This window comes from Flavobacterium fryxellicola (assembly GCF_900143245.1).
GTDB classification, from domain to species: domain Bacteria; phylum Bacteroidota; class Bacteroidia; order Flavobacteriales; family Flavobacteriaceae; genus Flavobacterium; species Flavobacterium fryxellicola.
Map to the genome: position 1 here is coordinate 26,792 of NZ_FRDK01000010.1, position 19,649 is coordinate 46,440.

The 19,649-nt window shown below is 32.7% G+C and carries 15 protein-coding genes; 10 read left to right on the forward strand and 5 right to left on the reverse strand.

Annotated elements, in window-relative coordinates; genetic code table 11:
* Nucleotides 1-2: 2 nt before the first annotated feature.
* The 6 genes from BUA03_RS13265 (at nt 3) to BUA03_RS13290 (ending at nt 9,219) form a co-directional block, all read left to right on the forward strand.
* A complete protein-coding gene (locus BUA03_RS13265) occupies nt 3-785 on the forward strand; it encodes a hypothetical protein (protein WP_245792663.1) in 783 nt (260 codons plus the stop codon).
* Nucleotides 786-919: 134 nt separating this feature from the next.
* Nucleotides 920-4,930: a PAS domain S-box protein gene (locus tag BUA03_RS13270; protein WP_066076461.1), complete on the forward strand. Its 4,011-nt coding sequence runs from the start codon at nt 920-922 to the stop codon at nt 4,928-4,930.
* A 78-nt stretch (nt 4,931-5,008) separates the two neighbouring features.
* Complete coding sequence (ypfJ, locus tag BUA03_RS13275; RefSeq protein WP_066076464.1) at nt 5,009-5,869, forward strand: KPN_02809 family neutral zinc metallopeptidase; 861 nt, start codon at nt 5,009-5,011, stop codon at nt 5,867-5,869.
* A gap of 166 nt (nt 5,870-6,035) precedes the next feature.
* Nucleotides 6,036-7,325, forward strand: a complete 1,290-nt coding sequence (locus BUA03_RS13280) for a DEAD/DEAH box helicase (RefSeq protein ID WP_066076467.1) — start codon at nt 6,036-6,038, stop codon at nt 7,323-7,325.
* Nucleotides 7,326-7,663: 338 nt separating this feature from the next.
* Nucleotides 7,664-7,924: a hypothetical protein gene (locus BUA03_RS13285; RefSeq protein WP_066076470.1), complete on the forward strand. Its 261-nt coding sequence runs from the start codon at nt 7,664-7,666 to the stop codon at nt 7,922-7,924.
* 257 nt (nt 7,925-8,181) lie between these two features.
* Nucleotides 8,182-9,219 carry an alpha/beta hydrolase gene (locus BUA03_RS13290; protein ID WP_066076473.1) on the forward strand — a complete coding sequence of 346 codons (1,038 nt, stop codon included), beginning with the start codon at nt 8,182-8,184 and terminating at the stop codon, nt 9,217-9,219.
* 192 nt (nt 9,220-9,411) lie between these two features.
* Here the strand turns inward: BUA03_RS13290 and BUA03_RS13295 are convergent, their stop codons facing one another.
* Together BUA03_RS13295 and BUA03_RS13300 are read right to left on the reverse strand one after the other, a co-directional pair.
* Nucleotides 9,412-9,768, reverse strand: coding sequence for a hypothetical protein (locus BUA03_RS13295; protein ID WP_066076476.1), 357 nt, complete (start codon nt 9,766-9,768; stop codon nt 9,412-9,414).
* Nucleotides 9,769-9,804: 36 nt separating this feature from the next.
* Nucleotides 9,805-10,110: a transposase gene (locus tag BUA03_RS13300; RefSeq protein WP_072675748.1), complete on the reverse strand. Its 306-nt coding sequence runs from the start codon at nt 10,108-10,110 to the stop codon at nt 9,805-9,807.
* A gap of 212 nt (nt 10,111-10,322) precedes the next feature.
* On the opposite strand from BUA03_RS13300, the gene BUA03_RS13305 reads away from it, so the two are divergent.
* The gene (locus BUA03_RS13305) at nt 10,323-10,988 is read left to right on the forward strand and encodes a hypothetical protein (protein WP_066076479.1); all 666 of its coding nucleotides are present in this window, start codon (nt 10,323-10,325) and stop codon (nt 10,986-10,988) included.
* A gap of 530 nt (nt 10,989-11,518) precedes the next feature.
* Here BUA03_RS13305 and BUA03_RS13310 read toward each other — a convergent pair.
* Nucleotides 11,519-11,902: a transposase gene (locus BUA03_RS13310; protein ID WP_066076483.1), complete on the reverse strand. Its 384-nt coding sequence runs from the start codon at nt 11,900-11,902 to the stop codon at nt 11,519-11,521.
* Nucleotides 11,903-12,094: 192 nt separating this feature from the next.
* Between BUA03_RS13310 and BUA03_RS13315 the strand changes: the two genes are divergently transcribed.
* Both BUA03_RS13315 and BUA03_RS13320 read left to right on the forward strand, forming a co-directional pair.
* Nucleotides 12,095-12,421: a hypothetical protein gene (locus tag BUA03_RS13315; protein ID WP_139255666.1), complete on the forward strand. Its 327-nt coding sequence runs from the start codon at nt 12,095-12,097 to the stop codon at nt 12,419-12,421.
* Entirely contained in the window at nt 12,411-13,745 is a 1,335-nt protein-coding gene (locus BUA03_RS13320; protein WP_066076489.1) for an RNA polymerase beta'' subunit family protein, read from the forward strand. Before BUA03_RS13315 ends, BUA03_RS13320 begins: the two co-directional genes overlap by 11 nt.
* Nucleotides 13,746-13,988: 243 nt before the next feature.
* On the opposite strand, the gene BUA03_RS13325 is transcribed toward BUA03_RS13320, so the two are convergent.
* Nucleotides 13,989-14,687 carry a pseudouridine synthase gene (locus BUA03_RS13325; protein WP_066076492.1) on the reverse strand — a complete coding sequence of 233 codons (699 nt, stop codon included), beginning with the start codon at nt 14,685-14,687 and terminating at the stop codon, nt 13,989-13,991.
* Between the two features lie 156 nt (nt 14,688-14,843).
* Nucleotides 14,844-16,379, reverse strand: coding sequence for a YifB family Mg chelatase-like AAA ATPase (locus BUA03_RS13330; RefSeq protein ID WP_066076495.1), 1,536 nt, complete (start codon nt 16,377-16,379; stop codon nt 14,844-14,846).
* Nucleotides 16,380-16,613: 234 nt separating this feature from the next.
* Here BUA03_RS13330 and BUA03_RS13335 point away from each other — a divergent pair, with 234 nt between their 5' ends.
* Nucleotides 16,614-19,604 carry an amidohydrolase family protein gene (locus tag BUA03_RS13335; RefSeq protein ID WP_066076499.1) on the forward strand — a complete coding sequence of 997 codons (2,991 nt, stop codon included), beginning with the start codon at nt 16,614-16,616 and terminating at the stop codon, nt 19,602-19,604.
* Nucleotides 19,605-19,649 lie beyond the last annotated feature (45 nt).

A 19,649-nucleotide genomic window follows, 5' to 3' on the forward strand; every position in this document is an offset into this window, starting at 1 on the left:
AAATGATGAATACTACTCAAAATCGCATAGAAAGAATTAAAAATAATGGATACGAAGTGGATTTTGGCACTGTTTTCAACCATGCATTCGAAAATTATAAAAAAATTGCGCTTTATGGCGGTTTAGTTCTTTTTGTATTTTTTTTCCTTTTAAGTATAGTAGCATTTGGCGTAATCATTGCCATTTTTGGTAGTGCCGCCACTTTAGAATTTCTAAAGCCAGAAAATTTAAGACCAGAAGCACTTTCCTTAAATATTTTATTAATTATTTCAGCAGTTTCCATTTTAATTGGTTCGTCCTTAAGCCCATTTACTGCTGGATTAATAAAAATGGCCTATTGCGCTGAAAGAGATGAAGAATTTCATGTATCAACTATGTTTGAGTTTTTTAAAGCACCTTATTTCAAGGAACTTTTCATCGCTACATTACTCGTCTCTATAGTGAGCTCCACCCTCTCCGCGATAATTGATTATGCACAAATTCCAATTTTGGGTTTTGTTAATACCTTGACTGTCAATTTATTCACCATCTTAATGATTCCGCTTATTATTTTCGGCAAATTAAAAGCAGTTCAAGCTATAGAAACAAGTCTTATGATTGTATCGAAACAACCACTGATTCTGCTGGGTTTAATTGTAGTTTCAGTTTTGGCAGTAACGGTGGGATTAATAGGATGTTGTATTGGAATTTTCTTTACTATTCCTTTTATGTATTCTTTATACTACGTAATTTATAGTGAAATAATTGGATTTGACACCGAAATTGAACAAGAAGCAACAATTTAATTAAAAATTATTTTTGAATAAAAACAATCACAGAAAGGGCAATCTGTTTTGGTTTTTATTTAAAATAAATTACTAAATTAACCGCCAAAATTGCCCCTTACTAATTTAGTTTATAACCTAAGCCAATACAATCTATGGTATTCTACTATAGCCAATTATATACTTCTCACAAAATACTTATTCTGTTGTGGATACCAAATTCATTGGTCACTCATGTGCTATATGGTTTTGTCATCCTTATTTTAATCTTTTTTCTTATTTATAAAATTTTCAAAATAAGAACAAGATTAAAAAGTAATTTACTGGAAAAAAGTGCCAAAGCCATTACTAAGAAAAAGGAATATCAAATTTATCTTTTCTTTTTGGGAATTATACTACCTATAATAGAAATTACATTCGAATTTCTAAAAATAAGACCTAAAAGTTTGTTAGTAGTGAACTGCAGTATTGGTTTCTTCTTACTGGTCTTGTATTATATCAGCACCATATCTGCACTAATATTCAGAAATATTCAAAAAATTTTTACTTTTTGTTTTTTACTGTACTTTATATCAATTTGTAGGAATTTAATAGTTACTCCTACGGATCTTATTCCTATCGTAGCTTTCGCAGTAACATTATTCTTTTCCTATATCGTTCTCAAATCTTTAAAACTGTACTGGGGTTTTATAACGGCTGTTATCGCCTATTTTGTTGTTGTTTCTGTTTTTGAATTAGTACCCTTTACAACAATTTTAGTATTATTTATCAACTCTTCCATAATTGTAATTATAAATTACATTCGCTTTATACTATGGATAAATCGTAATAATATAAATAAGTTTAACAATCAAATTATCAACAAAGGAAATTCTCTCATTTTAGCAACGAATAAAAAAGGAGAAATAGTTTTTTGTAGTGAAAATGTAGAAACTATTTTAGGGTACACTGTAGCCGAAGTAATGGGATTGGGTTACTGGCAAGTAACCGAAGATACTGAATTCTACGGGGAAGACTATCATACGAAGTTTAAAGTTGATAGAATTTTCACTCGGAAAGTTAAATGTAAAAATGGAGATTATAAACAGATACAATGGAATGACAAGAAGTTTTCTGATGATTTAATTATTGGTATCGGTCAAGATGTAACTAGTGAAATCAATTTACAAAATCAATATAAAAATTTAATTCAAAACGCAACGGATCTTATTTTTGAGGTAAACAACCTTGGCAATTTTATCTTTGTGAATGAATTTACAATTAAAACTTTAGGATACGATCCAAAAGAACTATTATCCCATCATTATTTAGAATTCATACGTGAAGATTACGGTACTAAAATCAGGAGCTTTTATCAGAATTTGTTAGAAAATGAGCAAGACTTTCCTACGATTGAATTTCCATTATTGAAGAAGAACGGTGAAGAATTATGGGTATCCCAAAAAGTAATTATCAATCGAAATGATACTGGAATACTAGTAGGATATTCCGGTATTGCAAGAGATATTACTAAGTTAAAAAATATTGAATTAGAAAATAAAATCCGTCAGAAAAAAATAGAAGATTACAACAGAACTATTAAAAAGCTATCCACAACCAATTTTAGTAATTACAAAAACCTGGATGTTAGTATAATGCAAATCATTGAAGCCGCTGCAAAAGCTACTAAATGCAGTCGCGTTAGTTACTGGAATTATACAGAAGATCTTATTACTTGTGAAAATTTATACGAATTAGAAACCAATACCTACAGCAAAGGATCTGTTATTGAAAAGGAAAATTATCCTATTTACTTTGAATCTATAAAAAGCAAAAAACAAATAAGCGCACCAGATGTATTAAAAAAATGGGAATTATCCGAATTCAAAGAAAATTATTTTCTAAAATATGATATCAAATCACAACTTGACATCCCTGTTTTTATCAGTGGGGAATTAACGGGAACGATCAGCTTTGAAACTTCAAAAAATAAAAGGAAGTGGGATAATGACGATATTATTTTTGCCAGAACGATCTCGGACATTCTTTCATTGACTATAATATCACATAGCAGATATGAGGCCGAGAAAAAATTAGAGTACAAGAGTGACCTTTTATCAGCCATGGCACTTTGCACGGAGAAATTTTTGAACAGCAATGACATCAATGCTATTTTCTCAGATGTTCTAGTGATTATGGGGAAAGCGACTAAATCCCATAGAGCCTATTATTATGAAAATGATAAAAATACGAATTTAATCAGTCAAAAATACCGGTGGATCATACACAACCTAAAACTATCTGAAAATAATGTTAAGCTTCAAAACTTACCACACGAATACTTTGAAGAGCTAATAACGCCCCTTTTAAATAATAAGACATATACAGCCTTAATTCCTAAAATTGAAAATATCTCTTTAAGGAATAAACTAACTAATGTTGATGTTGTGTCTTTGATCCTTTTTCCAATCTTTGTACGAAACAAGTTCCATGGTTTTTTAGGATTTGATGACACCCAAGAAGAACGACTTTGGTCAGAGGATGAAGTCAATATTTTGCAAACATTAGCCAGTAACATTGCATCTTCAATTGAACGTATTGCAAACGAAACCGCAATTAATGAAAGTGAAGAAAAATTCCGGTTGTTAGCTAATAATATTCCTGGAACCGTGTATCTCTCTAATTATGATAAAAATAACACCAAAATATACATTAATGATGAAATTGAAAAACTAACAGGTTATCCAAAATCAAGTTTTATCAATAATGAATTATCTTTTATTGACTTGATTCATCCAGAAGATAAAAAACGGACCATTACAGCACAAAAAAATGCTATAGAAAATAAAAGAGCCATTCACTTAACGTACCGAATCATACATAAAGACAACCATATAGTTTGGGTAGAGGAATTTGGTGATACCATTTATAAAGATGGGAAAATTGCATTTATTGAAGGTATATTCATTGACATTACGGAGAGAAAAAAAACCGAAACCGCTATGCAGCAAAAGGAATTAGCCGAAGCCGCCAACAAGGCTAAATCTGAATTCCTAGCTAACATGAGTCATGAAATTAGAACGCCATTAAATGGAATAATTGGATTTACTGATTTATTAATGAACACAAATCTTGAAATCACACAGGAGAAATACATGACAACTATAAGTCAATCCGCACATTCTTTATTAGACATCATCAATGATATTCTTGATTTTTCAAAAATAGAAGCCGGCAAACTAGATTTATACATTGAAAAATATGACATTCATGAAATGTTGAAACCTGTAATTGATTTAATTTTATACGAATCCAATCAAAAGAAATTAAATTTAGAACTTAGTATTGCATCCGATATTCCTAAATATTGCTGGTTAGACAGCGTGAGATTAAAACAAATATTAATCAATTTATTAGCCAATGCAGTAAAATTCACTCTAAAAGGCGCTATAAAATTAGAACTATCCTTAATCAAGGAATTAGATAATTCTGAAAATATAATTCGATTTGCAGTAATCGATACCGGAATTGGAATATTAGAAGAAAACAAAAAGAAAATATTTCAGGCCTTTTCGCAAGAAGACAGCTCCACCACTAGAAAATTTGGTGGTACGGGATTGGGTTTAACAATTTCGAATCAATTGTTGGGCCTGATGGATAGTCATTTACAATTAGAGAGTACAGTCAATAAAGGAAGTACTTTCTATTTTGACTTAAAATTAAAAACTAGTAATGAAGCACCCGAAAGTATCAGCTTATTCGATACTGATTTTGATGCTATTAAAGACATCGTAGTTAGAACCAACGTCACCACTAAAATAATAACCGTTTTAATAGTAGAGGACAATAAAGTAAACATGTTGTTGCTCAAAACTATTATAAAAAACTTATCGGTGCCTACCGCTATTTTTCAAGTAGTAAACGGTCAAGAAGCTGTGGAGCAATTTGAAAAAATAAATCCAGATATTATTTTTATGGACATCCAAATGCCAATTATGAATGGCTACGAAGCCACAGAAATTATTCGGAATTTAAAATCCGGTCAAAAAGTGCCAATAATAGCCATCACTGCTGGTACAGAAAAAGAGGAAAAAGAAAAGTGTCTGAATGCAGGCATGAATGATTATATTCCAAAACCAATTATCAAAGGAATAATTGAAGATACATTTTTAAAATGGGTTCAATAACCTAATCATAGGATTATTAATTATTGTTTTAAAATTTGTATTTTTATATTTTGATTTAAATAACTAAAATAACAGATTATGAAATGGAGTGGCAGACGAAATAGCGAAAATTTTGAAGACCGTAGAGGAATGTCTTCGGGTGGAAAAACCATTATTGGTGGTGGAATTATTGGAATAGTCATCTTGTTGCTAAATGTTTTTGGTGGAGAAAATGCCCAGATGCTTACGCCAATTTTAGAACAAATGAATCAAGGAAATAGCGCTCCAACGGAACAACGCGCTTTAACCGCAGCCGAAATTGAAGAAGGCAAATTTATAGAAGCCATATTAGTAGATACGGAGGATGTTTGGGGGAAAATATTTCAGGAGAATAATATGCAGTATGAAAGACCAAATTTAGTCTTGTTTACAGATTCTTATGAAACTGGCTGCGGAAGTGCTACATCAGCTTCTGGACCATTTTACTGCCCAGCGGACCAAAAAGTCTACATGGATTTATCCTTTTTTGAAGAGCTAAAAACTAAGTTTGGTGCGCAAGGAGGCGATTTTGCAACAGCATACGTTATTGCACACGAAATTGGTCATCACGTACAAACCTTGTTAGGAACTTCAACTAAAATGAGGCAAATGCAAGAAGGAAAAAGTCAAGCTCAAGCCAATAAATTGTCGGTCGCATTAGAATTACAAGCTGACTTTTACGCAGGTGTTTGGACACATTACAATCAAAAAATGAATAACTTCTTAGAAGAAGGCGATATAGATGAAGCCCTAAGCGCAGCGCACGCTGTAGGAGATGATGCCATTCAAGCAAAAATACAAGGACACATTGTTCCAGAATCCTTTACACACGGAACTTCCGCACAACGCAAAGCGTGGTTTATGAAAGGCTATAAATCCGGAGATATCAATCAAGGCGATACTTTTGCAGAAATAAGATAAAGTACAAATCAATAATAATTTAAAAATCGGGATATATTCTCGATTTTTTTGTGCTTATATTTAAACAAATCGGGATAATCAAAAGCACATCGGAAAAATTAACAGTACCTTTGCGCCCAATTAAAAAGTAACCTAAATAATAGTGTTTACTTTATAAACACTATTTATGTCATTTAACTCATTAGGATTATCTGACGCTTTATTAAAAGCGATCAGCAAAAAAGGATACACAACCCCTTCTCCAATACAACAAAAAGCAATTAAACCTATATTAGAAGGGAAAGATGTTTTAGCATCCGCACAAACTGGAACTGGAAAAACAGCTGCTTTTACGTTACCCATTTTACAAATAATTTCGCAAGGTCAACAATTAAGACAAAGACCTATTCGTGCGCTAATATTAACCCCAACAAGAGAATTAGCTGCTCAAATTTTTGAAAACATTAAAGAATACAGCACATTTTTAGATATTCGAAGTACCGTTATTTTTGGTGGTGTAAATCAAAATCCACAAGCGGCTCAACTTAGAAACGGTGTAGATATTTTAGTAGCAACACCTGGTCGCCTTATTGATTTGCAAAATCAAGGTTTAGTTTCACTCGCTAAAGTAGAGATTTTAGTTTTAGATGAGGCTGATCGCATGCTAGATATGGGATTTTTAAGAGATATAGAACGCATCTTAAAAGTGCTTCCTGCAAAAAGACAGAATTTATTATTTTCAGCAACATTTTCGCAAGACATCAAGAAATTAGCGATGGGAATTTTGCACAATCCTATTCAAGTAGAAGCAACACCTGAAAATACTACAGTAGAAGCAATTGCTCAAAAAATATATCCTGTTGCTAAAGAGAAAAAAACAGAATTAATAATAAAACTTATTACAGAAGGCAACTGGAAACAAATATTAGTATTCACCCGCACTAAACAAGGGGCTAATAAATTATGTGAAAGCATGATCAACTCCGGTATTGTAGCAGCGGCCATTCATGGAAACAAAGGTCAAGGCGCAAGAACAAAAGCGTTAGCTGGTTTTAAAGACGGTAGTGTAACCGCACTTGTTGCGACAGATATTGCAGCACGCGGTCTAGACATTCCTTTATTACCGCACGTTATAAATTTTGAATTGCCTAATATTCCAGAAGATTACGTTCACCGAATAGGCCGAACAGGAAGAGCTGGAGCAAGCGGCGAAGCTATTTCATTATTTAGTCCTGATGAAACTGTTTTTTTACGGGATATTGAAAAATTAATAGGTTTGAGATTGCCTAAAGAGCAAATTGCAGGATTTGAGCCAGACCCAAATGCATCAACTGAGCCTATTAAGCAAGGCCAAGGAAGACAACAACGCAATTCAACACCGAAAGCAAAACCGACTACTACTTCCGCAAGAAGCGGGATTAATAGCTTTGGACCTAGACGACCAAGTTTAAATAATGACAGGCGCTCTAATCGATAATTAATTATTATTCTTTTTTAGAAGCAGAATAATTTCGTTTTTTAAGAACGTATTTCCCGCTATACATTACAAACCTAGTAAGAGCTGAACACCAGCTCTTACTAGGTTTTTCATTGCTATCGGGGCTATTTAGAGCGTTTATATTTTCATAATACCATTTTGCAACATACTACCTTGATTATACAATAGTTGAATAATTTGTAAAGAATTATTTATATATTTAATTTTAGAAATAAGACTGATTCTGTCAGACTTATATACAAGTTAGCAGACAGTTGACTAAAGAGAACCGAAAAAATCAATAAACAATAATATTAATAACATAAAAAATTATAAAAATGAAAAGTGAATGGATAGCAAAATACAATGATAACGAAATAAAAGTAACCAATAGTTGGTTTAAAGGTGAGAAACTATATGTAAATAATAAATTACAAGATGAACAATTAAGTTTTATAACACCAAGTAATATGACTGGAAACCTAATTGGGGAAAATGGAGAAAAATTAAATATTAAAGCTAATATTTCTGGATTTTTCACAGTAAGTTGTAGATTATTTATTGACAATAATAAAGTGGAATTAAAGCAAACTAAATAATAATTTAAAACTGATAAAATTTATTAAATGGTGAATTTTAGTTTCAAAATTATTATAGATTTGAAGCAAAACAGAAGTTAGGATCTGAAAATTTAAAAAGAAAATCTCTATAAATAAAAAACCGATCCATCAATCGAGTAGAGGGCTCCGCCCCTAATGGAACGAAATTTTTTTCACAGACTGGCGTTGGTGGCGACCGCTGACAAACATATATAGTAGACTTTTTATGAGTAAAAGCACATTTAAATTATTTTTAAATGGACATCGAAAAAATTAAAATGAAAATAATTAAATACATTTTACTTATCGTTCTGTTTGCCATTATTGGTATTGGTGGGTATGTTTATTATCTGACATATACTCCGCAAGGACGAGTAAAATGGGGACAAGCATTATTTTTAAAATTGAGTGCTAGTGATAATGTATCGGAAATTGCCGACAGGTTAAAAACGATGACTGTATTAGAACGAAGTCATTTTATAGATCAAATGCCAATAAATTTGGAAGGGCTAAGTGTAGACACACTGAAAATAACAAGTGATAGTCTGACAACATATATTTTTAAGCCTAAAGTATTTGACAAAAGTAGCCCTGTGATAATCTATTATCACGGTGGAGCTTTCGTATTACCATGGACAAACCTTTCTATATCGTATGCCACTCGTTTGTCCAAATTATATAATGCTATTGTAGTGGCAGTTGATTATAGGGTTGCTCCTGAACACCCTTTCCCTATTCCAAATAATGATTGTTTTGCAACTTTTCTATGGACAATCTCAAATATCGAAAAATGGGGCGGAAACCCAAGCAACATTATTGTTGCAGGTGAAAGTGCAGGTGCAACATTTGCATCACTTGTGGCTATAAAAGCAAAACAAGAAAATTTGACAAATATTAAATATCAAATTTTAGAATGCCCAGCTGGTTACTCTCCTTTTAAAACAACTGCCTATCAAAAATTCAAAATTGGTTATTATTTACAAGAACCCGAAATGCAATATGCAATAGAAAGTTATTTACCAAATGAAGCAGACCGAACAAACCCCTTAGCGTTCCCATTTTATGCTGATAGTTTATCAAATTTGCCACCTGCATATATCATTATCTGTGAGTTTGATCCATTAAAAGATACGGGAAAAGAGTTTGCTGAAAAGCTTAAAAATGCAAAAGTCCCTACCTTTCTTAAAGAGATGAAAGGTATGGTTCATTCTATACCCGGACCTTTTAATGAAAAGGACAGAGAAAATTTATACAAAGAAATATTAATTGAATCAAAGAGATATTTAAAAAAATAATTGTGATCGAAACGTACTAAGAAAACTAACTTCTAAAAAACGAATGCGGGAGCCACCAACACGGGTTTTGCGTTAGGCGGCCTGCCATGCAAACTTGGAGTTCTGTGCTTCTATTCAAGTTAAGTGCTTATTGATAATTATGTGCTCCGAAAACCGCCCAAACGCAAAGCCCGAAAACGTCAGGCGGTGAATTTACCCCACTTTCGCACAAATTAACTCAATAACTCCTTCCCTATTCACACAAAACTCGCTTGTAGGCGAGTCGGTTTTTAGAGATAGAAATAATTGTTTGATATTTTTGAACTCGCATAAGAGCTTAAAAAAAGTGGCTTTGATTACGGCATACCCTTTTGGTAGGTAGTTGTAATTCCATTTCTTGATCTTATCAATTACATCGGGAATTCCCAGAATATTCATCGTGCGTTTGATGTTGTACACTAACATGATCAAACTGTGTTCGCCATTTACTTTTTCGAGTCCCGTTAAATTCGTGTGATTGTACCCTCCCGAAGTATCGGGACCGCTTGATGGTGCCAAAAATATGCTCATTAATTTATTCAGTCTTTCTTATTGTTTTTTTTGTCTTCATGATTTCCGCTTCGCTCCAATTCTTGTCGTTTTCGGTATAACTGTGGGTTTTTGCTTTCTAAAATCAGAAATGCTATGATAATCGGGGCAAATAGCCTCTAAGAGCCATTGTAATTCAATATTGCGAATGCACTCTTTTTCTAACTTTCTTGAGCTTCTGAGGCCATTTAAGTACCCGTATAAATAGATTTTAAGAAACAGCTTAGTATCAAAACTGGGACGCACTTCGGATTTTATAGTTTGTACCGTAAAACCAAGTGCTCCGAGGGAGATGTGCTCTACAAAGGCTTCAATAAAACGCACGGGATTATCTGAGGCGATTTTATCTTCTAAACTGCTTATTTGTAACTGTTGACGCGATGTTCCGGAGCTATGTTGGATCTTTAAATGTACAAATTTTCTCGCTTATATACAAAATAAAATATTATATTTGTAAGAAATAAAACGGAAGATTTTTCACAGACTGACGTTGTACGCAAGTTTTCGAAAAACCGTTAAAAATCAAAACCTTATATATGAAAACAAAAAGACTTATTTTATCTTTAATTATACTAATTTCAATTTCAGCAAACAGTCAATTTAAAAGAAGAGCCTACAATAGCAGAGAATTAAATGTTTCAATAAAAAATGAAATTGGAGCTGAGGTCTATATGCAAGGAGAAGAAGATTATCAAGATGCAATTAAAATTATAGATTGTCCTGAGTTTAAAATCAACTTTGTAAAATTCCCATATAATGTTGGAGACGTACTACCGTATTTCAAAAACAGAAAAAATTACGACTTATATTTTAGTCCAAATCAAAAAGACTATTTAGATTCAGGTACAATTGGTATTGCTTTTGACAAAGAAAAAAATATTTATGTTCCTTATATTGACTCCTTCAATGGCTTCTTGACCAAGGATCATAAAGGTAAATTAACAGTTGAAAATATAATTTATACAAATTCAAACTGTAAAGATTGTTTCAAAAAAGTTTTTATCTATAATGGAAAAGCAGGTAACATAGTTAAATTTTCGTACCGCGAATTTATAAATGATATGGCAAGACCCGCATTTACACAAGAACTACAATATGATTTAAATGATGGCAAAATTGTTGGATTTAAGGGAATGCAAATTGAAATTTTAAACATATCGAACATTGAAATAGAATATATAGTGCTGAGTTCATTCAATTAAACCTGCATACAACGCACGCTAAATCGAAATTGCCAAATAATCAGTAGCGAGAAAGTTAGTTTTCACGAAAAAAATCTATCTTGCCGAGAGTTCTCAGTTCGCTATCATTGGCAACCTAGTGTAGCGCCAGGACTTCAGGCTGTGAATTTACCCCACTTTCACACAAATTAACTCAATAACGCCTTTCCTATTCGCTCAAAACTCGCTTGTAAGCGAGTCGGTTTTTGGAGATAGAAATAATTGTTTGATATTTTTATACTCGCACTATAGCTTAAAAAAGGTCGCTTTGATCAAGATACAACCTTTTGGTAGGTAGTTGTAATTCCATTTCTGGATCTTATCAATTAATTCGGCAGTTCCCAGAATATTCATCGTGCGTTTGATGGTGTACACGAGCATGATTAAACTGTGTTCGCCATTTACTTTTTCGAGTCACGTTAAATTCGTGTGATTGCAGCCCCATTGGCGCTTGATCGTGCCAAAAATATTCTCATTAGTTTATTCAGGCTTTTTTATTGTTTTTTTTGTCTTCATGATTTCCGCTCCGCTCCAATTCTTGTCGTTTTCGGTATAACTGTGGGTTTTTGCTTTCTAAAATCAGAAATGCTATGATAATCGGGGCAAATAGCCTCTAAGAGCCATTGTAATTCAATATTGCGAATGCACTCTTTTTCTAATTTTCTTGAGCTTCTAAGGCCATTTAAGTACCCGTATAAATAGATTTGAAGAAACAGCTTAGTGTCAAAACTAGGACGCCCTTCGGATTTTATAGTTTGTACCGTAAAACCAAGGGCTTCGAGGGAGATTTGCTCTACAAAGGCTTCAATAAAACGAACAGGATTGTCCGAAGCAATTTTACCACCTAAACTGACTATTTGTAACTGTTTAAGTGTTATTCCTGCTATATGTTGCATCTTTAAATGTACAAATTTTCTCGCTTATATCCAAAATAAAATATTATATTTAATGCCAATAAAACGGAAGTTTTTTCACAGACTGACGTTAGCTGATAGATTGCCAAAAATAACAACAAAAACAAAATATTATAAATGGAGTTAAAGTACCAAAATCAATTAGAACAAATAGAAAACTGTCCCGTTGAAAACTTGAAAGGAGAAAAAATTCTTTTTAGATGTGTTGAAAATCCAATGACAGAAAATTCATTCATACCAAATGCTGTTTTATTAAAACCTAAATTTAATGATAATTGTTTAGCTTGGGGATTATCGCTTTTCAGTAATTATGATTCTGCAAAACAAATGCTAAATAATCTATCAAAAAATAAGCAAATGAATTATTCAAATATTGCAAAAAGTAATTTGACAGATTTAGACGGAATTAAGCACACTTCTAAAAATAAAAATCATTTTACTTTTTATCCAGAAAAAAACACAGATATTTTAAGTAAATTTGCTCTAGTAAATGAAAAATAATAGTAAAAATATAATATTCGATTTTAGTAAATTTAAAAAAATAGAAGATATTATTTTTTTAGACGAACCTATTTTAACACATTTAACGAGTAATAAAAAACACTTTTTATTATATCTTGTAGATACTATCGAAAATTCAGATATTTATTTATTACTTGAATTAACTGAAGATATAATATTCCAATATTTGATAAAATCAATTTCGTTGAAAAAAATAATTTTAGAAAACGAAAATATTAGTTTTTTAATTGAACAGGATTTTTATGGAAATGTAACTAAATGTGAGGTAATTCAAAGCCAATCAATTAGTGAAAACTATTTACCAAATGAAGATTCTTATTTAGATTACATTCCAACCGAAGAATCCTATTATTTTAATTTTATAGAAGAATTTAAAGCAAATTCATATTTACAAAGTTTAAGGCAAAATGCTTTTTACTTAAAATTTGCTCCAAATAATTTAAAATATTCAGATACAATTGGACTAACTGAATTGGCTAATTTATTATTAAGCAATATTTCATTATCCTTCAAAAATTTTTTGAAAGCGGATTTCTTTTTAGAGTTTAAAGAAACTATAACCGAAAAGTCAAATCTTAATAATATTTTCAATAAAATATTACCAGAATTAGATTTAAGAATGGTTGATTTAAAATATGGAAGTTTTGAAATTGGATTGGCGGTTGATAAAGTTATGAAAAACTCAATTGAAGATAAAGCAATAAAAAATTGGGCTATTGAAGTAGGAACAAAGTATAAAAAATTAGTTCTTGATGATGATTATGATAAAGATACTGTAAATCAAATTTTAGAATCTTATGATGAAGATGATAGAAAAAAAATATTTAATCCAATTTTTAAAATTACAGAAAATCCGAATTTTAGTTTACAAATAAAAAATTCAGTTAAATCAACTTATAAAACAATTAAAATTAAAGACAAATCAATTATTGAAAAGATAGTTCCTAAAAACTTGGAATTAAATAAAAAAGAAGAAGTTAAAGATTATCAAATAATTCAAGTAACAACAGTTTTAGACAAAAATAACTCCAGTAAAACAATTAAACTTGAAGATTCTTTATTTAGTTCTTCAAATAACACTAAAGTATTTTTAACTAATAAAGATTTCGAGAAACATAACTATTCTTTAAATTTTCAAATCTCAATTCCATTACAGATTACGACAGAAAAAAATTCTATCAAATTTTCTGCTAATTATGATAATATCGATTTTGAAGTAATTTATAGTTCAGACAAAATTGACGAAGGAATTACAAAAATAACTTCAAAAATATTTGAATATATTACAAACCTTGATGAATAAAAATCCATCAGCCAACAGATAAGGGTTCGTTGGGCTTGAAAAGCCAACAATGAACCCGCGGTTGAACGGAACCGCTTACAAGTCCATCAGCACTATGGAGTGATCGTAAAAAATTTATATGAATTTCAAAGAGGCAAATTCGTCTCTTTTTTTTGAAGAGGTTTTGTCTACTCCTCTTTATACTAAAAACGGTTGTTTTTAAATACAACACTAATTTGAAGCATTACTTTACAAATTAGTATTCTATTCATACGTATTCAAATCTAGATTGAGAATAGTACCTACTCTGCTAAACTCTTCATTAATCTTTGCATTCAAGATAAGTTGTTCATTGGTGATTGGATGATTAAAAATTAACTGATGTGCATGAAGCATCATTCCTTTCAGTTCAAAATTCTCCAACCATAATTTATTTTGTTTGTTACAACCATGTGGACGACTTCCTAAAATGGGATGAAAAATATGTTTGAAATGTTTTCGTAATTGATGCATACGTCCAGTTTCGGGAATCGCTTCTACCAAACAATATCGTGACGTTGATTGATTGTTAAATTCTAACTCAATTTCGGTACTTTGCAATCGATGAAAGTATGTTATTGCATTTTGTATAATACCATCATCATTGGTTAAATCATAATCAATCGTTAGTTCTTCGGGTGACCAACCTCGTAAAATTGCTAAATATTTTTTTTCGACTTCGCGTGTGGCAAAACGATCATTCATAATTTTTAAAACCTCTTTATCCAACGCAAATAACAAGACACCGGATGTTTTGCGATCTAACCGATGAATAGGATAAACGTGTCGCCCTCCTATTTGATTTCTCAATTCTTGAATAGCAAAAACTTTTGCATCGCGCGCATAAAATGATTTGTGAACCAACAATCCACTTGGTTTATTAATTGCTATAATATATTCGTCTTGGTAAAGAATTTCTAACATTTGGCAAAAATAAAAGAGATTTCTATCGAAATCTCTATTTTGACGTATTTATTTCTATACTTTTCTTTTTTCCTAGCTAGCGCGAGAGTATTCTCAATTTTGCAGAGTTGAAACATCTGAAATCAAAAATCGTTAATCAAAAATCTGAAATCTGTTTTAGCCCAACCAACCGTCTCGATCCAAACTTCTGTACTGAATCGCTTCAGCAATATGGCTGGAAACCACTATTGGCGCCGCATCCAGATCAGCAATTGTTCTGGCAACTTTCAATATTCGATCATAAGCTCTAGCCGAAAGATTCAATCGTTCCATCGCCGTTTTCAATAACTGTTTGGATACATCGTCCAAGGCACAATATTCCCTGATGTGTTTGGTATTCATTTGGGCATTGTAATGGATGTTTTCCATTTGCTCAAAGCGTTCCGTTTGAATTTCTCGAGCCGCAGTAACTCTTTTCCGAATATCAACACTGCTTTCTGCTTTTTGGTCATCAGATAATTTTTCAAAAGGAACCGGAGTCACTTCGATATGAATATCTATACGGTCTAATAATGGACCTGAAATTTTACTTAAATACCGTTGCATTTCATGAGGAGAGGAAGTTTGAGGCGAGTCTGGATCATTAAAAAAACCGCTTGGACTTGGATTCATACTTGCCACTAGCATAAAAGAGGAGGGATAGGTCACCGTAAATTTAGCTCTTGAAATGGTTACTTCACGATCTTCAAGTGGTTGCCGCATCACCTCTAAAACATCCCGTTTGAATTCTGGCAATTCATCCAGAAATAAAACGCCGTTGTGTGCCATAGAAATCTCACCCGGTTGTGGATAGCTCCCACCTCCTACTAATGCCACATTTGAAATCGTATGATGCGGACTTCGAAACGGTCTTTGATTCATCAATCCTACTTCTTTTAGTTTTCCAGCCACACTATGAATTTTTGTTGTTTCTAATGCTTCTCGCAATGTCATGGGTGGCAAAATACTGGGTAACCGTTTGGCTAACATGGTTTTTCCAGCACCTGGCGGGCCAATCAAAATGATATTATGACCACCGGCTGCCGCAATTTCCATACAGCGCTTGATACTTTCTTGTCCCTTGACATCCGAAAAATCAAATTCGGGAAAATCTAGGGTTTTATAAAATTCGGCTCTAGTATCAATGGTTGTAGGCTCAAGCGTTCCCTTCCCTTCAAGAAAGTCAATCACTTCCTGAACATTTTCTATCCCGTAAACATCTAATCCTGCCACAATAGCCGCTTCTTTTACATTTTGCTTTGGCAGAAAAAAGCCTTTAAAACCCTCTTCCTTCGCTTTGATCGCTATAGGCAAAGCACCCCGTATGGGCTGCAAACTTCCGTCAAGGGAAAGTTCCCCCATAATCACGTATTTATCAATAAGATCCGCTTTGATTTGTCCCGAGGCCACCAGTATTCCTATTGTTAAAGTCAAGTCATAGGCAGAACCTTCTTTTCGTAAATCCGCGGGAGCCATATTGATGGTTATTTTTTTTCCAGGCATGGCATATCCATTATTTTTAAGCGCGGCCGCGATGCGGTAACTGCTCTCCTTAATCGCATTATCAGGCAAACCAACTAAATGATAGCCAATCCCCTTGTCAATATTTACCTCTACGGTAATTGTTGTGGCTTCCACTCCAAAAACGGCACTTCCAAAAACTTTAACTAGCATACTTATTTATTTGATTCTAAAATTAAAGAAAAATTTTATTATTATTCTAATAAATCCTACATAACATATCAAATGATGAAGAATAGTGAAATAATATTCTAAAAAACATCACAAAAGTTTCATTTATAGCCCTATTAAATCCATATTTCTCAAAAAATAAATGTTAAAATTAAAGAAATTGAATGCAATACCTTTACATTTTTTTACTTTTAAAAAATAATTAGAAACCACACTATGAAAAAAATCCTACTCCTGCTCTTTTTTAGTTTTTTACTGCCAAAAATCTACGCACAAGAATACTTTCCTAATAATGAAAGTGTTCAAAACAAAACCACTAATTTCACCGCTTTTACCAATGCTAAAATTTTTGTGACCCCTACACAAATTATCGAAAAAGGAACTTTACTGATCCAAAATGGAAAAGTAGTTGGCGCTGGAACAAACCTGACAATTCCTAAAAACTGCACCACCATCAACTTAGAAGGAAGGTCTATTTATCCTTCTTTTATTGACATTTACACTAGTTTTGGAATAGAAAAACCAAAAGGAATGAGCAGCACAGAGAGAAATCCGCTGTATGATACCAAAAGGGTTGGCTACTATTGGAATGAAAGCATTCGTTCCGAAATAAATGCTTATGAAACTTTTAAATACGATGCCACTAAGGCAGAGGAGCTATTAAAAGCTGGATTTGGTGTTGTGGGTACCCATGTCCCAGACGGAATTGCTCGAGGATCGGGAACGCTCATTGCCTTGAATAATTTTGAAAGAAAAAATCAATTACTCTCGGATAAAATAACCAATCATTTCGCATTTACCAAAAGTGCCACCACCACTCAATCATATCCAAGTTCACTCATGGGAATGATGGCACTACTGCGTCAACTGTATTTCGATTTAGATTGGTATAAAAAAGGAAATTCGACTACAAAAGATTTGTCCTTGGAGGCTTTGTCTAACAATGAAAAATTAGTTCAAATATTTGCAACCGAGGATAAATTAAATAGTTTAAGAGCAGCCAAAATAGGAAAAGAATTTGGCTTAAATTATGTGTTGAAAGGCAACGGAAATGAATTTGAAAGAATCGAGGAAATAAAAAAAACCAATTCTAAATTTATTATTCCTATCAATTTTCCAGAAGCTTACGATGTTTCTGATCCCAATCAAGCCAATCAAATGGAATTGAAAGACTTGCGTTTCTGGAACCAAGCGCCAACTAATCTTAAGATATTATCGGACAATGGTATTGTTTTCGCCTTGACGACGGACAAATTGAAGAAGCTGGAAGATTTTAGAACTAACTTGTTAAGAGCTATAAAATATGGTTTTGATAAAACCAAAGCATTGGAAGCTTTAACTACAATTCCTGCTGCAATTCTAGGAAAAAGTAATGAGATAGGAACTTTGAAAACGGGAAGCTTAGCTAATTTTGTAGTTACCTCGGGCGCCATTTTCGATGAAAAGACAATTCTTTATGAAAATTGGGTTCAAGGAAACAAATTTGTTATTAATGACTTGACGACAAAAGACATTCGTGGAAATTATGACCTGACCATTGACAATGAAAAATACAAATGGAAGATTAATGGCGAAATTAGCGCACCAAAATCTGAAATCACCACAGTTGATGCTAAGAAAGTAAACTCAAAACTTTCAATGACTAACAATTGGATTTCTACGGTTATTAAACCTATTGATTCTACAAAAACTAGTTTTACAAGATTAATAGGATACATCGAAGACACACAAAATCTTTCTGGAAAGGCAGTTTTATTCAATGGAAATGAAGTCAAATGGTCGGCTGTAAAAACTTCTGCATTTGTAAAAGCTATAGATTCCTCAAAAATCGAAAAGAACAATGCCATTATGCCTACTACATTTCCTAATGTTGCTTATGGTAATTTGAAAAAACCAACCACACAAACACTTTTATTTAAAAATGCTACGGTTTGGACCAATGAAAAAGAAGGTATTTTAGAAGAAACAGATGTATTGGTTAAAAATGGTAAAATTGCAGCCATTGGAAAAAATATTGCTGACGCTTCCGCGACCCTTGTTGATGCGAAAGGCAAACACATAACAAGCGGAATAATCGATGAGCATTCTCACATCGCTATTTCTAATGGAGTAAATGAAGGTGGACACAATTCCAGTGCTGAAGTTACTATCCAAGATGTAGTAAACTCAGAAGATATTAATATTTACCGAGATTTAGCCGGTGGCGTTACCACTTCACAATTATTACACGGTTCGGCCAATCCTATTGGGGGACGTTCTGCTATTGTAAAATGGAAATGGGGTGCTCCAGCAGAAGAAATGCTTTACAAGGACCAACCGGGATTTATAAAATTTGCCTTAGGAGAAAATGTAAAACAAGCGAACTGGGGAACATCAAACCCTACCCGTTTTCCGCAAACAAGAATGGGAGTTGAGCAGGTTTTTACAGATTATTTTCAACGTGCTAAGGAATACGATCTTTCTTGGAAAACATACAATTCAAGTAATAAAAAAGGAAAAGCACCAAGAGTAGATTTAGAACTTCAAACTTTAGCCGAAATCTTAAACAAAGAGCGTTTTATTTCTTGCCATTCTTATGTGCAATCAGAAATTTTAATGTTAATGAACGTTGCCGAAAAATTCAATTTTAGAGTAAACACCTACACGCACATATTAGAAGGCTATAAAGTAGCGGACAAAATGAAAGAACATGGCGTTGGAGCCTCAACTTTTTCAGATTGGTGGGCTTACAAATTTGAAGTAAACGATGCTATTCCTTTCAACGGACCTATTATGCATAATGCCGGAATTGTAGTAGCTTATAACTCTGATGACGCTGAAATGTCTAGAAGATTGAACCAGGAAGCAGCCAAAGCAGTAAAATATGGAAATATTTCTGAGGAAGATGCTTGGAAATTTGTCACCCTAAACCCAGCAAAATTACTACATATTGATGATAAGGTAGGAAGTGTTAAAGTTGGTAAAGATGCTGATATCGTTTTATGGAATGCAAATCCATTATCAATATACGCCAAAGTAGAGAAAACACTAATTGAAGGCGTCGTTTACTACGATGTGCAAAAAGATGAAGCTCAGAGAGTAGCAATTGCTAAAGAAAGAAACGAACTGATAGGCCAATTATTACAAGAGAAGAATAAAGGCATGACTACCCAAGAACCTAAAAAAAGGGAGAAGAAAGAAGATCATTGTGATACTTTAGAAGAATAATCCAATGCGTTTAAATTTCAAAACCTGCGCTTTTATCATAAAGCA

Excerpts from the sequence above, each read along its gene's own strand:
- BUA03_RS13265 (WP_245792663.1), top strand. The coding sequence starts at position 3 with ATGATGAATACTACTCAAAATCGCATAGAAAGAATTAAAAATAATGGA.
- BUA03_RS13270 (WP_066076461.1), top strand. The coding sequence starts at position 920 with ATGGTATTCTACTATAGCCAATTATATACTTCTCACAAAATACTTATT.
- ypfJ (WP_066076464.1), top strand. The coding sequence starts at position 5,009 with ATGAAATGGAGTGGCAGACGAAATAGCGAAAATTTTGAAGACCGTAGA.
- BUA03_RS13280 (WP_066076467.1), top strand. The coding sequence starts at position 6,036 with ATGTCATTTAACTCATTAGGATTATCTGACGCTTTATTAAAAGCGATC.
- BUA03_RS13285 (WP_066076470.1), top strand. The coding sequence starts at position 7,664 with ATGAAAAGTGAATGGATAGCAAAATACAATGATAACGAAATAAAAGTA.
- BUA03_RS13290 (WP_066076473.1), top strand. The coding sequence starts at position 8,182 with ATGGACATCGAAAAAATTAAAATGAAAATAATTAAATACATTTTACTT.
- BUA03_RS13295 (WP_066076476.1), bottom strand. The coding sequence starts at position 9,768 with ATGAGCATATTTTTGGCACCATCAAGCGGTCCCGATACTTCGGGAGGG.
- BUA03_RS13305 (WP_066076479.1), top strand. The coding sequence starts at position 10,323 with ATGAAAACAAAAAGACTTATTTTATCTTTAATTATACTAATTTCAATT.
- BUA03_RS13310 (WP_066076483.1), bottom strand. The coding sequence starts at position 11,902 with ATGCAACATATAGCAGGAATAACACTTAAACAGTTACAAATAGTCAGT.
- BUA03_RS13320 (WP_066076489.1), top strand. The coding sequence starts at position 12,411 with ATGAAAAATAATAGTAAAAATATAATATTCGATTTTAGTAAATTTAAA.
- BUA03_RS13325 (WP_066076492.1), bottom strand. The coding sequence starts at position 14,687 with ATGTTAGAAATTCTTTACCAAGACGAATATATTATAGCAATTAATAAA.
- BUA03_RS13330 (WP_066076495.1), bottom strand. The coding sequence starts at position 16,379 with ATGCTAGTTAAAGTTTTTGGAAGTGCCGTTTTTGGAGTGGAAGCCACA.
- BUA03_RS13335 (WP_066076499.1), top strand. The coding sequence starts at position 16,614 with ATGAAAAAAATCCTACTCCTGCTCTTTTTTAGTTTTTTACTGCCAAAA.